Below are 18,512 nucleotides of genomic sequence, written 5' to 3' on the forward strand. Positions count from 1 at the left end.
ATTTCGCGGCAATCACACGACACGCGCAAGCGGTCATTGCATGTGGGAACCAGAGGAAATACCGTCGCTGTAGAGTTACTTGACATAACTATAACCTTCAACTAGAGGGTTAAGGTCCAAGTATTCAAGTTGGACTCGATCAGTTTCGCTATAGGACACAAGCAAGGGGCACGAAACGTGGCAGCACCGCAGAATTACTTGGCCGTCATCAAGGTCGTCGGCATCGGCGGCGGTGGCGTGAACGCAGTCAACCGCATGATCGAGGTGGGCCTTCGGGGCGTCGAGTTCATCGCGATCAACACCGACGCGCAGGCGCTGCTCATGAGCGACGCCGACGTCAAGCTTGACGTCGGACGCGAACTCACCCGTGGCCTCGGCGCGGGAGCAAACCCCGAGGTCGGCAAGCAGGCCGCAGAAGATCACGCCGACGAGATCGAAGAAGTTCTCCGGGGTGCCGACATGGTCTTCGTCACCGCAGGCGAAGGCGGCGGTACCGGAACCGGTGGCGCCCCTGTGGTCGCGCGCATCGCCCGCTCCCTGGGTGCGCTGACCATCGGCGTCGTGACACGTCCGTTCACGTTCGAAGGCCGTCGCCGCGCAGGCTCCGCCGAAGCCGGCATCGACGCGCTCCGCGACGAAGTCGACACCCTCATCGTGATCCCCAACGATCGCCTCCTGTCCATCAGTGATCGCAACGTCTCCGTCCTGGACGCTTTCCGTTCCGCGGACCAGGTGCTGCTGTCCGGTGTCCAGGGCATCACTGACCTCATCACCACCCCTGGCCTGATCAACCTTGACTTCGCCGACGTGAAGTCGGTCATGCAGGGAGCCGGTTCGGCCCTCATGGGTATCGGCTCCGCCCGCGGCGAGGACCGTGCCGTCAAGGCAGCGGAACTGGCCATTGCTTCCCCGCTTCTGGAGGCTTCCATCGACGGCGCCCACGGCGTCCTGCTCTCCATTCAGGGTGGCTCCGACCTCGGCCTGTTCGAAATCAACGAGGCCGCCCGCCTGGTGCAGGAAGTGGCCCACCCCGAGGCCAACATCATCTTCGGTGCCGTCATTGACGACGCCCTGGGTGACGAAGCACGCGTCACGGTCATTGCTGCAGGCTTCGACGACGTCAAGGCGACCTCGCCGTCCATGGACCAGTCGCGTCCGGCCCAGAACCCGGTCCCCGCAGAGCGTCCCGCTGCTCCTAACAGCGCTCCGTCCAGCGCCGCAGCACCGCAGCACGCAACAGCCGGCATCGGTGCCGCAGGGCTGAGCAACTGGGGCCAGCAGCGTCCCGCCGCCCTGCCCGCAGACTCAGGTTTCGACGTCGACCTTCCCGCCGTAGTGGAACCGGACCTCTCCGGCAGCCGCTCGGACGATCTCGACGTTCCCGACTTCCTGAAGTAAAGCCGCGTTCGGAGAGTCAGTACCTGGTGTTTTGGTGGCGTAATGAAGTCCTACCCGGCGTCTCCGTAGCCTTTACGGACAGGGACGCCGGGAATCTGGCCCTCCACGTCGGGGACAACCCGGGAGAGGTCCTGGACCGCCGGATCCGGCTCGACCAGGCCGCAGGCTTGGGCGCCGGGCACTTCCAGTACATGGACCAGGTCCACGGAAACACTGTGGAGTTCATCGAGGGCCATGGGCAGGGACCCACGGCGGACGCCATGGTCTCCCGGGCCACTTCTGACCGCGCGGCACCGCAACCACTGGCGGTCATGGTGGCAGACTGCGTGCCTGTGGTCCTCGTGGGTGTCGACGACGGGAATCAGCCGATCATTGCGGCCGCGCATGCGGGACGACCAGGCGTCGCCTCGGGCGTCATCCCCGCCACGGTCGCGGAGATGCGCCGCCGGGGAGCGGCAGGCATCAGGGCGTGGCTCGGCCCGTCCATCTGCGGCTCCTGCTACGAGGTGCCGGCTGAATTGAGGGCCTCCGTAGCGGCTGAGGTGCCGGCTGCCTGGGCGTCCACCTCGTGGGGAACGCCGGCATTGGACCTCCCCGCCGGGGTGCGGTCCCAATTGGCTGCCGAGGACGTGGCCGTTGAGTACTCGGGGGAGTGCACCTTGGAAAACGACAGTCTTTTCTCGTACCGGAGGGACAACCGTTCCGGTCGATTCGCAGGTTTGGTGTGGACGCATGACTAGTTCCGGAAACGATCCACGTACCGCGGAACTGGCCGAACGGCTGGCCGCCGTGACCCTCAGGATCGAGGCAGCAACCGTGGCCGCCCAGCGGACCGACGCGCCCCGGCTCATCGTGGTCACCAAGTTCCATCCCGCCGCGGACGTCCGGCGCCTGGCGTCCTTGGGCGTTGTGGACGTTGGCGAAAACCGCGACCAGGAAGCCGCCGCCAAGTCCGGTGAACTGGCGGGCGTTGACGTTCGCTGGCACTTTATCGGGCAGCTCCAAAGCAACAAGGCGAAGTCGGTGGTCAAGTACGCTTCGTCCGTCCAATCGATCGACCGCGTCCAACTCGTCGACGCGCTGGCCAAGGCCATGGCGCGGGAACAGGACGGCACGGGCCGGGCGGACCTCGACTGTTTCATCCAGGTCAGCCTGGAGGACGACGCCGGTGCGCACCGTGGCGGTGCCAGCCCGGCCGACGTCGAGGTTCTCGCCGAAAAGATCCAATCAGCGGGCGGCCTGCAGCTCTCCGGCCTGATGGCCGTGGCGCCGTTGGGCGCAGATCCGGAAGCTGCTTTCGAAAAGCTGGCAGGAATTTCTGCCACCCTCAGTTCGGTTCATCCAGCAGCGACGGCAATTTCCGCCGGCATGAGCCAGGACCTGGAAGCTGCGATTAAGTTCGGGGCGACACACCTGAGAATTGGCTCCGATATTCTCGGTTCCCGTCCGGCCGTGGGGTAGCGTCAAAGTATTGGAATGACGGGCCGGGGTTCCGATGTGTCAAGTCATGGCGGCCCGCCTACTGCAGAAACGATAGGAGTGCACCATGGCTGGCGCTCTGCGCAAGACAATGATCTATCTTGGGCTCGCCGACGGCGATGAACACTACGAATCTGAGCAGGCAGTCGCCTCGCACCCCGACGAAGAACGCCCCCAGGCACAGGAACGGGAAGAGCGCCGCGCGCCTGCTCCCGTCCGGGAAGTTGTCCGTGAAATGCCCACCGTTGACGCCGAAGAGGAATACCGCGCACCTGTGACACCCATCAAGCGTGCGGCGTCCAGCCGCGAAGATGCCTCGGGCCTGAGGCAGATCACCACCGTCCATCCCCGCTCTTACAACGACGCCAAGGTCATCGGCGAGAGCTTCCGGGATGGCATCCCCGTCATCATGAACGTGACCGACATGGGCGAAGCGGACGCCAAGCGGCTTGTGGACTTCTCCGCAGGACTGGTCTTTGGCCTGCACGGCAGCATCGAGCGGGTGACCAGCAAGGTCTTCCTGCTGTCGCCGTCGTATGTCGAAGTCATCGGAGATGACAAGAAGGCCAGCGAGACACAGGCCAGCTTCTTCAACCAAAGCTGACAAGAGTCTTTCAGGGATGCCAGGCGGGTCAACCTGCCTGGCATCTGTGTTGCAATAGTAGGGACCGATCGGCATTCCGGAACAAGTGGGAGATCTGAGCTAACTCGTGGGCATTGTTTTCGGCCTTATCCATATTGTGTTGTTTCTCTTCTTCATCACCCTGATCATCCGCCTCGTCTTCGAATGGGTTCAGATGTTTGCCCGCCAGTGGCGGCCAAGGGGTGTGGCGTTGGTTACAGCACACGTGGTCTACTCGGTCACGGATCCTCCCCTGGGAAGGCTTCGTCGACTGATACCGCCCTTGCAGCTGGGTGGAATCTCCTTGGATTTGGGCTTCCTGATCCTGATCATTGCCGTGAGCATCGCCATGGCAGTGACCTTCAGCCTGGCCTAGCCGCACCGCGGAACCCCGGACCACCGATGGTCCACAGGCCGCAAATTCTCCAATTCAACACGATGGTGTTGAATTGGAGGAACCAGATGATATTTAGGTACCGTAGTTTTGAACGGCCGGAAGGCCTACTGACTAACTAGACCAACGAGGTGACCAGATGGCTTTGACGCCAGAAGACGTTGTCAACAAGCGCTTTCAGCCGACCAAGTTCCGCGAAGGCTACGACCAGGACGAGGTAGATGACTTCCTCGACGAGATCGTGGTGGAACTTCGCCGCTTGAACCAGGAGAATGACGAGCTTCGCAAGAAGCTCGGCGAAGCCGGTTCGGCTGTGCCTGCTGCAACTGCTGCGGCTCCGGTCGTCGAGAAGGTGCCGGCTCCGGTCAAGGTCGACAAGGAAGCCGAGGCCAAGGCAGAAGCTGAAGCCAAGGCCGCCGAAGCTGCCAAGAAGAAGGAAGCCGATCAGGCCGCAGCTGCTGCCGCCAAGGCGCCTGCTGCAAACAACAGCCTCACCCCCTCTGCCGAGTCGGCTGCAGGTCTGCTTGCCATGGCACAGCAGATGCACGACAAGCACGTTTCCGACGGTGCACAGCAGAAGGAAAAGATCATTGCCGAGGCGCAGATCGAAGCATCCAGCCTCGTCAACGACGCCCAGGAGAAGTCCCGCAAGATCCTTGGTGCCCTCGAGCAGCAGCGCTCCGTCCTGGAACGCAAGGTTGAGCAGCTCCGCGGCTTCGAGCGCGACTACCGCTCACGCCTGAAGGCTTACATCGAGGGCCAGCTGCGCGACCTCGATGCCCGTGGTTCCGTCGCCGCCCCTGAGGTTGGCGAAGCAACCGCAGACGTATAGCAAGTATTCTAAAAGCCGGTGGCTGAGGACTCCTCGGCCACCGGCTTTTGCTGTTAAACCGACGACAACAGGCCACCACGCTTAACGAATGAAAGCCATAATGACCGACGACTTCACCGATGACGCCTCACAGCCGGAGCCCGGCTCCCGCCGAAAGCGGCGTCCGGCCGTACTCTGGCTCTTTGCCGGCTTCGCCGTGTTCGCCTACGCCTTCGACCAACTCACCAAGCTCTGGGTAACCAGCACCATGACCGAGGGCGAACGGATACCCGTCCTGCCTCCGTTGCTGCACTGGTATTACATCCGGAACTCCGGGGCGGCTTTCTCCATCGGTGAGAACGTGACGTGGATCTTCACTATCGTCATGGCGGCTGTTTCCATCGCGATCCTTTTCCAGCTGCGCCGCTTGGGTTCGGCCTGGTGGGCTTTGTCCCTCGGCCTCTTGCTGGGCGGAGCACTCGGCAACCTGACAGATCGCCTGTTCCGGGAGCCTTCCTTTGCCATGGGGCACGTGGTGGACTTCATTCAGTTGCCGAACTTTGCCATTTTCAACATCGCCGATTCGGCCGTGGTGTCCGGGGTGGCCATCATTTGCCTGCTGACGCTCCGCGGAATTGGCATGGACGGGTCGCGCCACGTCCCAACACGGAAGCCGGCCGACGAGGCCAAGCCAGCGGGCGGTTCCACGGGGGATTCCACCAGTGAGTGACTCCGTGGTGGTACCTGAGGACCTTGCCGGTGCACGCGCTGATGCAGGGCTGGCGAAATTGCTGGACATCTCCCGGTCTGCGGCGGCCCTGCTGATAGCCGAAGGCAACGTCACCGTCGGCGGCGTGCCCCTCGGTAAATCGGCAAAGCTCGCAGCCGGCGCAGTTCTGGACGTCACCGTTCCAGAACGGCCGGACCCTTTGGAAGTCGTGGAGGAAGTTGTGGAAGGCCTGAAAATCCTGCTGGACGACGATGAATTCGTTGTCATCGACAAGCCGGTAGGTGTCGCCGCGCACCCGTCTCCCGGTTGGGTGGGACCCACTGTGGTGGGTGGCCTCGCCGGGGCGGGATACAGGATCTCGACGTCTGGGGCACCTGAGCGTGCAGGGATCGTACACCGGCTCGACGTCGGCACATCCGGTGTCATGGTGGTGGCAAAAACAGAGCACGCCTACACGGTGTTGAAGCGCGCTTTCAAGGAACGCACTGTGGACAAGGTGTACCACGCCGTAGTCCAGGGCCTCCCTGATCCACTCGAGGGAACCATCGACGCCCCCATCGGACGCCACCCCGGGCACGACTGGCGGTTCGCTGTGATTGAGGATGGTCGTCCATCAGTCACCCATTACGAGGTGCTCGAAGCGTTCGGCAAGGCGACCTTGGTGGAGGTGCACCTGGAAACGGGCCGTACCCACCAGATCCGCGTCCACTTCTCGGCTCTCCGCCACCCCTGTGCAGGTGATCTCACTTACGGTGCGGACCCCCGCTTGGCCGCCACCCTGGGGCTGACCCGGCAATGGCTGCATGCCCGCCAGCTTGGATTCAACCACCCGCGCACGGGGGAGTGGGTGGAGGTCAGCAGCGACTATCCCGCAGACCTCCAATACGCTTTGGACCTCCTGGCCAGCGGATCCGCCTAGTTGGCCTTTACCGCCCCCGCGTCCGCATTCCGGCGGACCGGGGACGGTAGACTGTCGTGGTGACTTCCAGCAATGATTCGTTCGTCCACCTGCACACCCACACCGAATACTCCATGCTGGATGGAGCCGCCAGGCTGGGTGAGTTGTTTGACGAAACAGAACGGCTGGGCATGCCCGCCCTGGCCACCACGGACCACGGCTACCTGTTCGGTGCGTTCGACTTCTGGCGCAAGGCCACGGACAAGGGCATCAAGCCCATCATTGGCGTTGAGGCCTACGTAACCCCGGGTACGGCCCGCGGCGACAAGGAGCGCGTCCGCTGGGGTGACGAGAGCCAGCGCAAAGACGACGTCTCCGGTGGTGGCTCCTACACCCACATGACGTTGCTGAGCTACAACAACGTGGGTATGCGGAACCTCTTCAGGGCTTCCTCCATAGCCTCCCTGGACTCTGTCTTCGGCAAATGGCCACGGCTTGACCGCGAACTGCTCAACACCTACTCCGAAGGCCTGATTGCCACCACCGGCTGCCCTTCCGGGGAAGTCCAGACCAAGCTGCGGCTGGGGCTGTACCGCGAGGCCGTGGAGGCTGCTGCGGAGTTCCGCGACATCTTCGGCGCTGAGAACTACTTCTGCGAGCTGATGGACCACGGCCTGGACATTGAGCGACGCGTCACCGGTGACCTCCTGCGCCTGGCCAAGGACCTGAACCTCCCGCTGGTAGCCACCAACGACCTCCACTACACGCACGAGCACGACGCCAAGGCGCACGAAGCCCTGCTTGCCATCCAATCCGGTTCCACCCTCCTGGAACCGACGTATGACAACGGCGGCTCCAGGTTCGCGTTCTCCGGCAGCGGGTACTACCTGAAGTCGCCGCAGGAAATGCGTGAACTGTTCCGCGACCATCCCGACGCGTGCGACAACACCCTGCTCATCGCCGAGCGGTGCGAAGTGTCGTTCAACACCGGCGCCAACTACATGCCGCGGTTCCCCTGCCCACCCGGCGAAGACGAGACGTCCTGGCTGGTCAAGGAAGTCGATACCGGGCTCAAGTACCGGTACCCGCAAGGCATCCCGGACAAGGTGCGGGCACAGGCCGACTACGAGCTCGGCGTTATCACTTCCATGGGATTCCCTGGATACTTCCTGGTGGTGGCCGACTTCATCAACTGGGCCAAGAACAACGGCATCAGGGTGGGCCCGGGCCGTGGTTCCGGTGCAGGTTCCATGGTGGCTTACGCCATGCGCATCACGGATCTCGATCCGCTGCAGCACGGACTCATCTTCGAACGCTTCCTCAACCCGGACCGCGTTTCCATGCCCGACTTCGACGTCGACTTCGATGATCGCCGTCGCTCCGAAGTGATCGATTACGTCACCAAGAAGTACGGTGACGAACGCGTGGCCATGATCGTCACGTACGGAACCATCAAGACCAAGCAGGCGCTCAAGGACTCTTCCCGTGTGCTGGGCTACCCGTTCAGCATGGGCGAGCAACTGACCAAGGCCTTGCCCCCGGCTGTCATGGCCAAGGACATCCCGCTAGCGGACATCCAAAACCCGGAGTCCAAGCGCTACAGCGAAGCAGGGGATTTCCGGCAACTCATCGCCACGGATCCCGAGGCCGCCAAGGTCTTCGAGACGGCGTTGGGCATTGAGGGGCTGAAGCGTCAGTGGGGTGTGCACGCGGCAGGCGTGATCATGTCCTCGGACCCGATCATTGACGTCATTCCGATCATGCGCCGCTTCCAGGACGGCCAGGTCATCACGCAGTTCGACTACCCGACGTCCGAAGGCCTCGGGCTGATCAAGATGGACTTCCTGGGCCTCCGAAACCTCACGATCATTTCGGATGCCCTGGAAAACATCAAGATGAACCGTGGCGTCGACCTGGACCTGGAAAACCTGGAACTCGACGACGCTGCGTCCTATGAGCTGCTGGCGCGTGGCGACACGCTGGGCGTGTTCCAGCTCGACGGCGGCCCCATGCGGTCGTTGCTCAAGCTCATGAAGCCTGACAACTTCGAAGACATCTCGGCTGTGTTGGCCCTGTACCGTCCGGGACCCATGGGCGCCAACGCCCACACCGACTACGCACTGCGTAAGAACGGGATCCAGGAAGTCATTCCGATCCACCCGGAATTGGAGGAACCGCTCAGGGAAATCCTCGGCGGCACCTTCGGCCTGATCGTGTACCAGGAGCAGGTTATGGCCGTGGCACAGAAGCTGGCCGGCTACTCACTCGGCCAAGCCGATATCCTCCGCCGCGCGATGGGCAAGAAAAAGAAGTCCGAACTGGACAAGCAGTTTGCAGGCTTCTCGCAGGGTATGCAGGACAACGGCTATTCAATGGCTGCCGTCAAAACACTCTGGGACATCCTGCTCCCGTTCTCCGACTATGCGTTCAACAAGGCCCACTCGGCAGCGTATGGCGTGATTTCCTACTGGACCGCGTACCTGAAGGCGCACTATGCGCCGGAGTACATGGCGGCGCTGCTTACGTCGGTGGGCGATGACAAGGACAAGTCCGCCATCTACCTCAATGAGTGCCGCCGCATGGGCATCACGGTCCTGCCGCCGGATGTCAACGAGTCCTCGTTGAACTTCACTCCTGTGGGAACGGACATCCGCTTCGGCATGGGCGCCATCCGCAACGTGGGCGTGAACGTGGTGGATGCCATGGTTGCGGCCAGGACATCCGAAGGCAAGTACACCTCGTTCAAGGACTTCCTGCTCAAGGTTCCCGCCGTCGTGTGCAACAAGAGAACCATTGAATCCCTGATCAAGGCAGGCGCGTTCGACTCCCTGGGCCACCATCGGCGCGCGTTGGCGATGATCCACGAAGAAGCCATCGACTCGGTCATCACCCTGAAGAGGAACGAAGCGATTGGCCAGTTCGACCTCTTCGCCGGCTTCGAGGACCAGGAACCCGAAGCGTCGCTGACCACGGAAATCCCGGATCTTCCGGAGTGGGAGAAGAAGGACAAGCTGTCCTTCGAGCGTGACATGCTGGGCCTCTACGTCTCAGACCATCCGCTCCAAGGGCTGGAGGGCGTCCTCAGCCAGCACGCCGAACAGTCGATTACGTCGATCATCGCCGAGGACGGACCGCACGACGGCGCGATTGTCACCATTGCGGGGATGATCACCTCGCTGAGCCGCAGGATCGCGAAGGCCAGCGGCAACGCCTATGCCCGCGCGGAAATCGAGGACCTGGGCGCCTCGATGGAGGTCATGTTCTTCGGCCAGGTCTATGGCCCGATTGCCTCCGTGCTGGCGGAGGACCTGATTGTGGTGGTCAAGGGACGCTTGCAGCGTCGGGATGACGGAGCCGTGACGCTGAACTGCATGGAACTCTCCGTGCCCGACCTCAGTGAGAGCGTGAACGGGCCCGTAGTGATCACCATCCCCACGTTCAAAGCCACAGAGGCTGTAGTGACCGACCTCCGCGATGTGCTGCGGACCCACCGGGGAAACTCGGAAGTCCGGTTGAAGCTGATGGGCGACACCAAGGTGGAGGTCATGGGGCTGCCGGTCCACATGAGGGTGAACCCCAGCCCGTCACTGTTCGGGGATCTCAAGGTCCTGCTGGGCCCGGCCTGCCTGGATAACTAGCAGGCAGGGCCCGATCTGGCTCAGATCTCGTAGTCGAGAGGGGCGGGCTTGCTGTACGCGCCGCTGTGATACAGCAGGGGAGCGCCGTCGTCTCCTACCTGTCCGTCGACGACCTCGACCACCACCACGGCGTTGTTCTCGAACGACAAGCGCATCTGGATCTTTCCAACGAGCCAGCCGCTGACATCCTTGAGGATCGGCACGTCGTGTGGCCCCGGCTCCCAGTGGTCGCCTTCGAAGCGGTCGCGGGTCCGGGCGAAGCGATTGGCCAGGGCCTGGTTTTCAAGCCCTAGCATGTGCACGCCGATGAATTCCGCGTTGGCCACGGCAGGCCAGGAACTGGAACTCCGGGCCATGTTGAAAGTGAAGCGGGGCGGTTCGGCGGACAAGGACGCCACGGACGTGGCGGTGAAACCGAACGGTTTGCCGTTGAGGTTGGCAGTAATGATGGCCACCCCGGCTGCATGCCGGCGGAACATCTCCCTGAAGGTCTGCTCGAAGCCGGGTTCTTCGCTTGCCACGTTGCTGTTCTCCTGGACTGGGGTTGCGGGTCTTACTCTCAGGGTATTCCCCGGGTGCTCCAGCCCCTTCTTTTGCGGGGCCAGCGTGAACCTTTGTTAATGTGGGTTGCATGACCGAGCCCAGTGTGAGCCTCCCTTCCGTTTCCGAACCGGCTCCCGCCCGTGGCCCACGGCAATTGCGGGACGTCTTTTGGTTGGCCCTCCCCGCGGCTTTGGGCGTCGTCCTGGGCGTGCTCTGGTGGCTCTTGGCCCCAGGCGGACTCAACCTCCTCTCGGGCAACCCGGACCTGGCCAACCCCGCGGACCCGGAATCGTGGCTTCCCCGGGACTTGGTCCTCGCGGCCCTGATGCTCCTGGCAGGGTGCGCCACGGGACTTGCCTTGGACGGAAAGCTGCAGGGCACGGACGCGCCGCGCCGGTTGGCCTTCGCCCTGGTGGGCGGTGCGGCGGGCGCGGTCGTAGCCTGGCTTGTGGGCCTGCTCGCCGGCCAGTTGTGGAGCCAAGTCCCGGATCCCGCACTCGGAGCAGGATACGGGTTCACGCTCCGCTCGTATGCCGTGCTGGTTCTGTGGCCAGGCGCCCTGGCCTTCGTGACGTTTGTCCTGGCGCTGTTCGGGGTTCTTTCGAAGAAGCCCGTAAAATAGCCGGGTGACCACTTCCCCGGATACTTCCGTCCCAGCCGCTGCCCTCGATTTCCGCACCATCGATTTCCGGGGCCGCCACCTTTCGCTCGCTGAACTGCGCGCCGCCGTTCCCAGGGCCCGCCACCAGACGATGGCTGACGCCGAGCAAAAGGTCCAGGACATCATCTCTGCCGTACGCAGCCAGGGCTTCGCTGCCCTGGGCGAGCTGGCACGGAAGTTCGACGGCGTGGAACAGTCGCACCCCCGCGTCCCGGCCGAAGCGCTGACGCAGGCGCTGGACGGGCTCGCCCCCGAGGTCCGTGCCGCACTGGAGGAATCGATCAGGCGGGCACGCCAGTTTGCGGACCAGCAGCGGCCCGCCAACGTGGATGTAACGCTGGGCGACGGCGCAGTAGTCAGCCAGAACTGGATTCCCGTGGGCCGCGTTGGGCTGTATGTCCCCGGCGGCCTCGCGCCCTTGGCATCATCCGTGATCATGAATGTGGTCCCTGCGGTGGCTGCCGGTGTCGGGTCCATTGCCCTGGCCTCGCCTCCGCAGAAGGACTTTGATGGCCTGCCGCACCCCACCATCCTCGCGGCCGCCAAACTCCTGGGCATCGACGAGGTCTACGCCATCGGTGGTGCGCAGGCGATCGTGTCCTTCGCCTATGGCATCCCGGGATCCGGTGAAGAGCTACCGATCGAACCCGTAGACGTTGTCACCGGACCCGGCAACATCTTCGTGGCCACCGCCAAGAGGCTGGTCAAGGGTGTGGTGGGCATCGACTCTGAAGCCGGCACCACGGAGATTGCCATTCTTGCCGATGCCACAGCGCAGGCACCCCTTGTAGCTGCCGACCTCATCAGCCAGGCCGAGCACGATCCCAAAGCAGCTTCTGTCCTGGTGACGGACTCCGGGGACCTGGCCGACGCCGTCGTGCTTGAACTTGCACGGCAGGCAGCTGCCACCAAGCACAGCGCCCGGGTTCTGGAAGCATTGTCCGGGCCCCAGTCCGGTGTGGTGTTGGTCGACGACCTGGAGCAGGGGATCGCAGTGTGCAACGCCTATGCGGCCGAGCACCTGGAAATCATGACCGCGGACGCAGCTTCAGTCGCGTCACGGATCCGGAACGCCGGAGCGATCTTTGTGGGGGAGTACAGCCCTGTCAGCCTGGGTGACTACTGCGCCGGTTCCAACCACGTCCTGCCAACCAGTGGCACCGCGGCTTTCTCGTCCGGATTGAATGTGACCACTTTCCTGCGCGCAGTGCAGGTCATCAACTATGACCGTGCCGCCTTGCAGGAGGTCAGCACCCACATCGTCAGCTTGTCGGGCGCGGAGGACCTGCCGGGTCATGGAGACGCCGTCCGGATCCGGTTCGCCTGACCGCCAACCACTACATATAAGGGTGCCCACCACTACATGTAGTAGTTACACGCTTGTCATTAGGGTGTTATGAAACGTAAACTGGTGCCGGAAGTTATCTTCCGGCACCTTTGCGTATCCGGCGACCTGCCGGGCGAGTCCCGTGCCGGATCTGTCAGGGGAGGCCCAGCGTGTATTGTCCGTTCTGCCGGAATCCTGACTCGCGCGTCGTTGACAGCCGCATGGCCGACGACGGGTCTTCCATTCGCAGGCGCCGTCAGTGCCCCGAATGTGGTCGCCGTTTCACTACCGTGGAAACTACCAGCCTCTCCGTCATCAAGCGCTCTGGCGTAGGCGAGCCCTTCAGCCGCATCAAGGTCATCAGTGGCGTCCGCAAGGCGTGCCAAGGGCGTCCGGTTACCGAGGACGACCTCGCCATGCTGGCACAGGAAGTCGAAGAGAACATCCGTTCGTCGGGCGCGGCGGAGATCGATGCTCACGAGGTAGGCCTGGCGATCCTCGGTCCGCTGCGGAAGCTGGACGAGGTGGCGTATCTTCGCTTTGCCAGTGTGTACCAGGCCTTCGAGTCCCTGGAAGATTTCGAGTCCGCTATTTCCTTGCTCCGCCACGAGGCCGAAGCCCACGCCAAGGCGGGCACAAAGCAAGCCAAAGGTTCCGAGAAGAGCCAACTCTAGCTCCGGTGGCGGCAGCGGAGGGGAAGCCGCAGCCGCCACCGGCACCATAGCAGCTGCAGGTACCGGCACTGTGGCACGGGCCGGGTTATCGCCCGCCCGCCACCGGAAGCACAGCCCCCGTGATGTAGCCGGCCTCGCCGGACATCAGCCACATCACCGCGGCTGCGACTTCTTCCGGTTCAGCGCCGCGACCCATGGGGATGGTTGGGTTCAGCTTTTCCACACGGTCCGGCATGCCAGCTGCCGCGTGAAGCCCCGTTTTGGTGCTGCCCGGTGCCACTGCGTTGACTCGGATTCCCTGCTTGGCCACCTCGGACGCCAAACCCACCGTCAGGACATCCACCGCGCCTTTCGTTGCCGCGTAGTGCACCCAGGTACCGGGTGAGCCTGCCTTGGTGGCGGTGGAGGAAATGTTCACGATGTTCCCGCCGCTGCCGCCGTGATCAGTGGACAGCCTCCGCACAGCTTCCTGGCACATGAAAATCATGCCCGAGACATTGACATCGACAACCCGCTGCACCTTCTCGGCAGGCACCTCCACCAGGGTGCCGATCTGGTTGCCGGTGATGGCCGCATTGTTGATTACCGCTGTCACCGTTCCCCAGTTTCCGGCTTCGTCAAACAAGCGAACGACGTCGGCAGGTTGGCTGATGTCCGCCTGTACAGCAAGGGCACGGCCGCCTTGGGAAACAATGCGGCGGACAACGGCGTGTGCGCCCTCGGCATCCGCTGAGTAATTGACAACGACGCCATACCCGGCGGCTGCCGCGGCGTGGGCAACGGCAGCGCCGATGCCACGGCTTGCACCGCTGACGATCGCGATGCGGTTTGCCGACTGGTCCTCCACCGGGCCCTACTTGGCGAGCTTGTGGTGCAATGCCACCTCGAGGGCAGCGCCAACAATGCCGGCGTCGTTTTTCAACTTGGCAGTCACGATCTTGGTGCGCAGCTCCAGGTGGGGGAAGTACTCGTCGGACCGCTTCGAGATGCCGCCGCCCACGATGAACAGCTCAGGGGAGAACAGGAACTCCACGTGCTGGAGGTAGCGGTTCAGCAGGACACCATACTCGTCCCAGCTCAGGCCATCGCGTTCGCGGGCAACGGCTGATGCCTTCGTCTCGGCGTCGAATCCGTCCACCTCAAGGTGACCCAATTCAGCGTTGGGGACCAGCTGGCCGTTGAAGATGAAGGCAGATCCGATCCCGGTGCCCAAGGTGATTACCAGGACTGTTCCGTCCACGCCTTCGCCTGCGCCGTAGCGGGCCTCGGCGAGGCCGGCGGCGTCGGCATCGTTGATGACCTCAACGGGGCGCCCCAGCCGCTTGGTGAATGTCGCATCGATGTCGGTGTTGAGCCAGGTCTTGTCCACGTTGGCCGCAGAGTGGACCACGCCGTGCTGGATGATGCCCGGGAATGTCACGCCCACCGGGGAATCTGCTGCCGGCGCGTCGGGACGGCTGGACAGTTCTTCGACGATCTGTGCAACTACTTCGGCGACAGCCTCCGGGGTTGCGGGCTGCGGAGTGGGCACCCTGAAACGGTCACCGATCAGCTTGCCCTTCTTCAGGTCGACGATGCCGCCCTTGATGCCGGTGCCGCCGATGTCGATTCCGATCAGCGGGGCGTTCTTGTGGGTCTTCTCATCCTTCTTGGACAATGCATTTCCGATCGTGGCAGGAGGGGATGGGCATGGCGCAGCCTCCGGGGCTGCTGGGACCTTCCGGAGGGCTCAGGGAAGGGTCAGGATTTCCGCGCCGGTCTCTGTGACCAGCAGGGTGTGTTCGAATTGGGCCGTGCGCTTGTGGTCCTTGGTGACGACTGTCCAGTCATCGGCCCACATGTCCCATTCGATGGTTCCGAGGGTCAACATGGGCTCAATGGTGAAGACCATGCCTGCCTCGATCACGGTGTTGTACGCCGGGGCTGCGTCGTAATGCGGAATGATGAGGCCCGTATGGAACGCCTCACCCACGCCGTGGCCAGTAAAGTCGCGAACCACGCCGTAGCCGAAGCGTTTTGCGTAAGACTGGATGGCCCGCCCGATGACGTTGATCTCGCGGCCGGGGGCCACGGCCTTGATGGCCCGGTTGAGCGACTCCTGCGTGCGCTCAACCAGCAGACGGGATTCTTCGTCCACGTCGCCAACGAGGAAAGTGTAATTGGTGTCCCCATGGACCCCGCCGATGAAGGCGGTGATGTCGATGTTCAGGATGTCGCCGTCCTGGACCACCGTGGAATCCGGGATGCCGTGGCAGATGACCTCATTGAGGGAGGAGCACAGCGACTTGGGAAAACCCCTGTAGCCGAGCGTGGACGGGTAGGCGTTATGGTCCAGCAGGAACTCATGCCCCACCTTGTCCAACTGGTCCGTGGTGACCCCGGGTTGGATGTGCTTGCCGACCTCGACAATTGCCTGTGCCGCGATCTTGCTGGCAATCCGGATCTTCTCGACGGTCTCGGCTGACTTCACCTCGGAGCCGGTGAACTTGGCAGGTGCCTTCTTGCCTACATACTCGGGCCGGGGGATCGACGCCGGGACGGGGCGTTCAGGGCTGATGGTTCCCGGGGTGAGGGCGCCAATGGGTGCAGTCGAAGCTAGAGAAGGCATAGATTGATCATATAAGGCACGCAAGAGACGCAAGTAACAAAGTGTGGTTGGGTTCCTGTGACCCCGCCAACGTTACGCGTCCAATCGCCCGAGGATCGAGGAGGAGACGTGACGGAGTACTGGTACAACGTCAAGACGCACGAGATCGAAGAGGACGCCATGTCCGATTGGACCCAGCTGATTGGCCCCTATAAGACCAGGGAAGAAGCCGAGCACGCCCTGGAGAAGGTCAAAGCGCGAAACGACGCCTGGGACGCCCAGGACGACGACTAGCCCAGGACGACGACTAGAAGGAGTGCTCCGGTCCGGGGAACTGCCCGGACCGGACGTCGTCGCCGTACGCTGCCGCGGCATCGCTCAACGTGGTGCGAAGGTCCGCGTACTGCTTGACGAACTTGGCCATCTTTCCGCCCCGCAATCCGGCCATGTCCTGCCAAACGAGGACCTGGCCTGTAGTGCTCTTGCCTGCTCCGATGCCGACTGTCGGAACCCGAAGTGCTGCGTCCACGGTGGCCGCGGTTTCTGCCGGGACCATCTCCATGAGGACGCTGAAGGCACCCGCGTCCTGCAGGGCCACTGCGTCATCGACCAGGCGCTGGGCGTCATCCCCACGGCCCTGTACCCGGTAACCACCCAGGGAGTGCTCGCTTTGGGGAGTGAACCCGATGTGGGCCATGACCGGGATCCCCGCTTGGACCATTGCTTTGACGGTGTCCGCGTAGTAGGCCGTGCCCTCGATCTTGACGGCGTGCGCCAGGCCTTCCTTGAGGAACCTGACACCTGTGGCGACGGCCTGCTCAGCCGAAACCTCGTAGCTGCCGAAGGGCAGGTCCGCGACGATCAAGGCGCGCTTTGCCGACCTTGCAACGGCCCGGCACAACGGCAGGAGCTCATCGACGGTGACAGGAAGGCTGGTCTCGTTGCCGAAGACGTTATTGGACGCGGAATCACCCACCAGGAGGACTTCGATTCCGGCTTGGTCGAAGATCTCCGCTGTGTACTGCTCATAGGCGGTCAGCATGGCGAAACGCTCGCCGTTGTCCTTGGCTTGCTGAAGGTGGTGGATCCGGACCCTGCCCGCTGGCTTCCTGCCTGCAGCCGGCGACGGCTGCGCCGCTGCCGTGGGGCCGCTGCCGTAGGGGGCGGGAACTTCGGCGGGCGTGGTGGACTCAGGGAGGTTGCTCGGGGCCATGGATAGAGCCTAAGCGGTGCCGACGACGCCTGCCACCACTGTGCCCAGCGTCACCTTGTGTAAACGCTGTGTTACGCGCAGCAACTGCTGCGGCATTAGCACGGAACTCTTAGTAGAGTGAAGGCTGAGCTGTCGTGGCTTCAATCCAATGAAACCAGCGGCATGGACACCGAATCGGAAAAGAGGCCCTATGGACCGCCAGCAAGAGTTCGTTCTGCGGACAATCGAAGAGCGTGACGTGCGCTTCGTACGCTTGTGGTTCACCGACGTCGTGGGTTCGCTTAAATCCGTTGCGCTTGCGCCGGCCGAAGTGGAGGGTGCCTTCGAAGAAGGCCTCGGCTTTGATGGTTCAGCCATCGAGGGCCTGGCCCGCGTGTTCGAGTCCGACATGCTCGCCCAGCCTGACCCGTCCACCTTCCAGATCCTGCCGTGGCGTGGCGAGACCGAGCAGACCTCCAGGATGTTCTGCGACATCCTGACGCCCGACGGTGAGCCGTCCGCCGCCGACCCCCGCAATGTTCTCAAGAGGACCCTGGCCAAAGCCGCGGACATGGGTTTCACCTGCTACACCCACCCGGAGATTGAGTTCTACCTGCTGAAGTCCAAGGACCTCGGTCCTGACGGCTCGCCGGTCCCCGTGGATGAGGGCGGCTACTTCGACCACGTCCCCGGCGGCGTTGCGCAGGATTTCCGACGCACCGCGGTCACCATGCTCGAGTCCGTTGGCATCTCAGTGGAGTTCAGCCACCACGAAGGCGGACCGGGACAGAACGAAATCGACCTCCGCTATGCGGATGCGCTCCAGACCGCGGACAACATCATGACGTTCCGCACGGTGATCAAGGAAGTCGCCCTCCAGCAGGGGACCTACGCCACCTTCATGCCCAAGCCGTTCACCGACCACCCGGGTTCGGGCATGCACACGCACTTCTCCTTGTTCGAGGGCGACACCAACGCTTTCTTCGAGGCCGGGGCTGAGTTCCAGCTGTCCAAGACGGCGCGCCAGTTCATTGCCGGCATCCTCAAGCACGCACCCGAATTCACGGCCGTGACCAACCAGTTCGTGAACTCCTACAAGCGCCTCTGGGGCGGCGGCGAGGCACCGAGCTACCTGAGCTGGGGCCACAACAACCGTTCCGCACTGGTCCGCGTCCCGCTCTACAAGCCCGGCAAGGGCCAATCCGCACGTATTGAGTACCGCGGTATCGATTCGGCCACCAATCCGTACCTGGCCTACGCCGTGCTGTTGGGCGCCGGTTTGAAGGGCATCGAGGAAGGCTACGAGCTTCCCGCGGCAGCCGAGGATGACATTTGGTCGCTGACCACGGCGGAGCGCAAGGCCATGGGCCACGCCCCGTTGCCGGCCAGCCTCCACGATGCCATCCGTGCCATGGAAGAATCGGAGCTGGTGGCCGAGATCCTTGGCGAGCAGGTCTTCGAGCACTTCCTGCGCAACAAGCGCGCAGAATGGCAGGACTACCGCCTTCAGGTCACTCCATACGAGTTGCAGCGCAACCTCGGCATTCTTTAGGCAGGG

19 protein-coding genes are annotated in these 18,512 nt (G+C 63.2%); 14 read left to right on the forward strand and 5 right to left on the reverse strand.

What is annotated here, in order from left to right; translation table 11 throughout:
- Window positions 1–177 precede the first annotated feature (177 nt).
- The 9 genes from ftsZ to dnaE all read left to right on the forward strand — a co-directional run bounded on the left by ftsZ (window position 178) and on the right by dnaE (window position 9,970).
- On the forward strand, window positions 178–1,398 hold the full coding sequence (gene ftsZ, locus AC5RU9_RS04640) for a cell division protein FtsZ (RefSeq protein ID WP_211711313.1): 1,221 nt from the start codon (window positions 178–180) through the stop codon (window positions 1,396–1,398).
- Between the two features lie 26 nt (window positions 1,399–1,424).
- The gene (locus AC5RU9_RS04645) at window positions 1,425–2,138 is read left to right on the forward strand and encodes a purine nucleoside phosphorylase YfiH/LACC1 family protein (protein WP_494015520.1); all 714 of its coding nucleotides are present in this window, start codon (window positions 1,425–1,427) and stop codon (window positions 2,136–2,138) included.
- Complete coding sequence (locus tag AC5RU9_RS04650) at window positions 2,131–2,859, forward strand: YggS family pyridoxal phosphate-dependent enzyme (protein ID WP_494015521.1); 729 nt, start codon at window positions 2,131–2,133, stop codon at window positions 2,857–2,859. The genes AC5RU9_RS04645 and AC5RU9_RS04650 overlap by 8 nt, the downstream gene beginning before the upstream one ends.
- Window positions 2,860–2,944: 85 nt before the next feature.
- On the forward strand, window positions 2,945–3,481 hold the full coding sequence (locus tag AC5RU9_RS04655; protein ID WP_211711311.1) for a cell division protein SepF: 537 nt from the start codon (window positions 2,945–2,947) through the stop codon (window positions 3,479–3,481).
- Between the two features lie 106 nt (window positions 3,482–3,587).
- Window positions 3,588–3,875 carry a YggT family protein gene (locus AC5RU9_RS04660; RefSeq protein WP_018779301.1) on the forward strand — a complete coding sequence of 96 codons (288 nt, stop codon included), beginning with the start codon at window positions 3,588–3,590 and terminating at the stop codon, window positions 3,873–3,875.
- A 157-nt stretch (window positions 3,876–4,032) separates the two neighbouring features.
- Window positions 4,033–4,725 (forward strand): DivIVA domain-containing protein, encoded by a 693-nt coding sequence (locus tag AC5RU9_RS04665; RefSeq protein WP_211711310.1) that lies wholly within the window; start codon window positions 4,033–4,035, stop codon window positions 4,723–4,725.
- 100 nt (window positions 4,726–4,825) lie between these two features.
- On the forward strand, window positions 4,826–5,434 hold the full coding sequence (lspA, locus tag AC5RU9_RS04670) for a signal peptidase II (protein ID WP_494016056.1): 609 nt from the start codon (window positions 4,826–4,828) through the stop codon (window positions 5,432–5,434).
- A complete protein-coding gene (locus AC5RU9_RS04675) occupies window positions 5,427–6,353 on the forward strand; it encodes an RluA family pseudouridine synthase (protein ID WP_494015522.1) in 927 nt (308 codons plus the stop codon). The genes lspA and AC5RU9_RS04675 overlap by 8 nt, the downstream gene beginning before the upstream one ends.
- A gap of 59 nt (window positions 6,354–6,412) precedes the next feature.
- Entirely contained in the window at window positions 6,413–9,970 is a 3,558-nt protein-coding gene (gene dnaE / locus AC5RU9_RS04680; RefSeq protein WP_494015523.1) for a DNA polymerase III subunit alpha, read from the forward strand.
- Window positions 9,971–9,990: 20 nt separating this feature from the next.
- Here the strand turns inward: dnaE and AC5RU9_RS04685 are convergent, their stop codons facing one another.
- On the reverse strand, window positions 9,991–10,491 hold the full coding sequence (locus tag AC5RU9_RS04685; RefSeq protein ID WP_211711307.1) for a flavin reductase family protein: 501 nt from the start codon (window positions 10,489–10,491) through the stop codon (window positions 9,991–9,993).
- A gap of 110 nt (window positions 10,492–10,601) precedes the next feature.
- Between AC5RU9_RS04685 and AC5RU9_RS04690 the strand changes: the two genes are divergently transcribed.
- From AC5RU9_RS04690 to nrdR, 3 genes are all read left to right on the forward strand, one after another.
- Window positions 10,602–11,135 (forward strand): hypothetical protein, encoded by a 534-nt coding sequence (locus tag AC5RU9_RS04690; protein WP_494015524.1) that lies wholly within the window; start codon window positions 10,602–10,604, stop codon window positions 11,133–11,135.
- A gap of 4 nt (window positions 11,136–11,139) precedes the next feature.
- On the forward strand, window positions 11,140–12,501 hold the full coding sequence (gene hisD / locus AC5RU9_RS04695; protein ID WP_494015525.1) for a histidinol dehydrogenase: 1,362 nt from the start codon (window positions 11,140–11,142) through the stop codon (window positions 12,499–12,501).
- Between the two features lie 170 nt (window positions 12,502–12,671).
- Complete coding sequence (nrdR, locus tag AC5RU9_RS04700) at window positions 12,672–13,175, forward strand: transcriptional regulator NrdR (protein ID WP_494015526.1); 504 nt, start codon at window positions 12,672–12,674, stop codon at window positions 13,173–13,175.
- Between the two features lie 85 nt (window positions 13,176–13,260).
- Here the strand turns inward: nrdR and AC5RU9_RS04705 are convergent, their stop codons facing one another.
- From AC5RU9_RS04705 to map, 3 genes are all read right to left on the reverse strand, one after another.
- The gene (locus AC5RU9_RS04705; protein ID WP_494015527.1) at window positions 13,261–14,022 is read right to left on the reverse strand and encodes an SDR family oxidoreductase; all 762 of its coding nucleotides are present in this window, start codon (window positions 14,020–14,022) and stop codon (window positions 13,261–13,263) included.
- 6 nt (window positions 14,023–14,028) lie between these two features.
- The gene (ppgK, locus tag AC5RU9_RS04710) at window positions 14,029–14,832 is read right to left on the reverse strand and encodes a polyphosphate--glucose phosphotransferase (RefSeq protein WP_494015528.1); all 804 of its coding nucleotides are present in this window, start codon (window positions 14,830–14,832) and stop codon (window positions 14,029–14,031) included.
- Window positions 14,833–14,904: 72 nt separating this feature from the next.
- Window positions 14,905–15,783, reverse strand: a complete 879-nt coding sequence (gene map / locus AC5RU9_RS04715) for a type I methionyl aminopeptidase (RefSeq protein ID WP_211711301.1) — start codon at window positions 15,781–15,783, stop codon at window positions 14,905–14,907.
- A 108-nt stretch (window positions 15,784–15,891) separates the two neighbouring features.
- On the opposite strand from map, the gene AC5RU9_RS04720 reads away from it, so the two are divergent.
- A complete protein-coding gene (locus tag AC5RU9_RS04720; protein WP_011774435.1) occupies window positions 15,892–16,056 on the forward strand; it encodes an SPOR domain-containing protein in 165 nt (54 codons plus the stop codon).
- 13 nt (window positions 16,057–16,069) lie between these two features.
- On the opposite strand, the gene panB is transcribed toward AC5RU9_RS04720, so the two are convergent.
- Entirely contained in the window at window positions 16,070–16,975 is a 906-nt protein-coding gene (gene panB / locus AC5RU9_RS04725; protein ID WP_211711300.1) for a 3-methyl-2-oxobutanoate hydroxymethyltransferase, read from the reverse strand.
- 190 nt (window positions 16,976–17,165) lie between these two features.
- On the opposite strand from panB, the gene glnA reads away from it, so the two are divergent.
- Entirely contained in the window at window positions 17,166–18,506 is a 1,341-nt protein-coding gene (glnA, locus tag AC5RU9_RS04730; protein ID WP_090825698.1) for a type I glutamate--ammonia ligase, read from the forward strand.
- Window positions 18,507–18,512: the final 6 nt, after the last annotated feature.

The sequence above is a fragment of the Arthrobacter sp. B0316-5-4 genome (assembly GCF_059090325.1).